Source organism: Rhizobium redzepovicii (genome assembly GCF_019793435.1).
In the GTDB taxonomy this organism is placed as follows: domain Bacteria; phylum Pseudomonadota; class Alphaproteobacteria; order Rhizobiales; family Rhizobiaceae; genus Rhizobium; species Rhizobium redzepovicii.
Map to the genome: position 1 here is coordinate 1 of NZ_JAILYH010000045.1, position 2,500 is coordinate 2,500.

The window sequence follows — 2,500 nt, forward strand, 5'->3', positions numbered from 1 at the left end:
CTAAGGGAATTTGGTTGCGGGGGCAGGATTTGAACCTGCGGCCTTCAGGTTATGAGCCTGACGAGCTACCGGGCTGCTCCACCCCGCGCCATGGCAAGTCTGATTGACTTGCTTGATTATAACACGAAAGGCCGCTTTGTGAGCGGCCCTTTGATCGGCTTTGGGCCGTTAGTTTTGTGTGAGAAGATTTTATTTCATGAAGTTGCGTTTTGCAGACCTGGCAGCGACCTACTCTCCCGCGTCTTAAGACGAAGTACCATGGGCGCAGGGGCGTTTCACGGCCGTGTTCGGAAAGGGAACGGGTGCAGCCACCCCGCCATAACCACCAGGTCGGCAAAGCGCAACTTTATGTTTGAGAAGCTGGTACACGAGTGACTAGTGATTAGTGACTAGTCGGTAGTGTTTTGTTTTGAACACGTCTTTGAGGCTTGTGAGGAAAGAGGCGGAGCAGTTTTCACTACTTGCTACTGCCTATTCACTACTCACTATCGAACTTCGTTCGATGAGCACAGTCAATGAGAACGATCAAGCCGATCGAGCTATTAGTACCGGTAAGCTTCATGCGTTGCCGCACTTCCACACCCGGCCTATCAACGTGGTCGTCTTCCACGGCTCTGATAGGGAATACTCGTTTTCAGGTGGGTTTCCCGCTTAGATGCCTTCAGCGGTTATCCCGTCCATATATAGCTACCCTGCTATGCCCTTGGCAGGACAACAGGTCCACCAGAGATATGTCCATCCCGGTCCTCTCGTACTAGGGACAGATCCTGTCAATATTCCTACACCCACGGCAGATAGGGACCGAACTGTCTCACGACGTTCTGAACCCAGCTCACGTACCGCTTTAATTGGCGAACAGCCAAACCCTTGGGACCTGCTCCAGCCCCAGGATGCGATGAGCCGACATCGAGGTGCCAAACAACCCCGTCGATATGGACTCTTGGGGGTCATCAGCCTGTTATCCCCGGCGTACCTTTTATCCGTTGAGCGATGGCCCTTCCACGCGGGACCACCGGATCACTATGACCGACTTTCGTCTCTGCTCGACTTGTCAGTCTCGCAGTCAGGCGGGCTTATGCCATTGCACTCGACGACCGATTTCCGACCGGTCTGAGCCCACCATCGCGCGCCTCCGTTACTCTTTCGGAGGCGACCGCCCCAGTCAAACTACCCACCATACACTGTCCCGGACCCGGATGACGGGCCGCGGTTAGACATCCATGACGATAAGGGTGGTATTTCAAGGATGGCTCCACGGAAACTGGCGTCCCCGCTTCAAAGCCTACCACCTATCCTACACATGCCGACACGAATGCCAGTGTAAAGCTATAGTAAAGGTGCACGGGGTCTTTCCGTCTGACCGCAGGAACCCCGCATCTTCACGGGGAATTCAATTTCACTGAGTCTATGTTGGAGACAGCGGGGAAGTCGTTACGCCATTCGTGCAGGTCGGAACTTACCCGACAAGGAATTTCGCTACCTTAGGACCGTTATAGTTACGGCCGCCGTTTACTGGGGCTTCGATTCAAAGCTTGCACCTCTCCTCTTAACCTTCCAGCACCGGGCAGGCGTCAGACCCTATACGTCGTCTTGCGACTTCGCAGAGCCCTGTGTTTTTGATAAACAGTCGCTACCCCCTGGTCTGTGCCACCCCATCATACTTGCGTAAAATGGGGTCACGCTTCTTCCGAAGTTACGCGTGCAATTTGCCGAGTTCCTTCAACATAGTTCTCTCAAGCGCCTTGGTATACTCTACCTGACCACCTGTGTCGGTTTCGGGTACGGTCTATACGGTGGAGCTATTTCCTGGAACCGCTCCGCTGCCCATCCAATCCAATAAGAATGAACAACTTGTGCAATCCGTCACTACCACCAGGCCCACGAATATTAACGTGGTTCCCATCGACTACGCATTTCTGCCTCGCCTTAGGGGCCGGCTAACCCTGCTCAGATTAACTTTAAGCAGGAACCCTTGGTCTTTCGGCGAGAGGGTCTCTCACCCTCTTTATCGTTACTCATGTCAACATTCGCACTTCCGATACCTCCAGGAGCCCTCACGGGTCTCCCTTCATCAGCTTACGGAACGCTCCGCTACCACGTGTATTGCTACACATCCTCAGCTTCGGTGCATGGCTTCAGCCCCGTTACATTTTCGGCGCAAAGACCCTTATTTAGACCAGTGAGCTGTTACGCTTTCTTTAAATGATGGCTGCTTCTAAGCCAACATCCTGGTTGTTTTGGGATCCTCACATCCTTTCCCACTTAGCCATGACTTGGGGACCTTAGCTGGAGGTTAGGGTTGTTGCCCTTTTCACGACGGACGTTAGCACCCGCCGTGTGTCTGCCGAGTAGTACTCCCCGGTATTCGGAGTTTGGTTAGGATCAGTAAGACGGTGAGTCCCCATAGCCCATCCAGTGCTCTACCCCCGGGGGTATTCGCTCGACGCTCTACCTAAATAGATTTCGCGGAGAACCAGCTATTTCCGAGTTTGATTGGCCT

General features: G+C 53.5%; 1 tRNA gene and 2 rRNA genes (1 of these 3 cut by a window edge). All 3 read right to left on the minus strand.

The annotated features are described in order from the left end of the window. Positions 1–11: 11 nt before the first annotated feature. Positions 12–88, minus strand: a tRNA-Met gene (locus tag K6N12_RS33385). Positions 89–215: 127 nt separating this feature from the next. Continuing rightward, positions 216–330: ribosomal RNA gene (gene rrf / locus K6N12_RS33390) — 5S ribosomal RNA — on the minus strand. A gap of 191 nt (positions 331–521) precedes the next feature. Next, positions 522–2,500: ribosomal RNA gene (locus K6N12_RS33395) — 23S ribosomal RNA — on the minus strand; it runs 821 nt beyond the window's last position.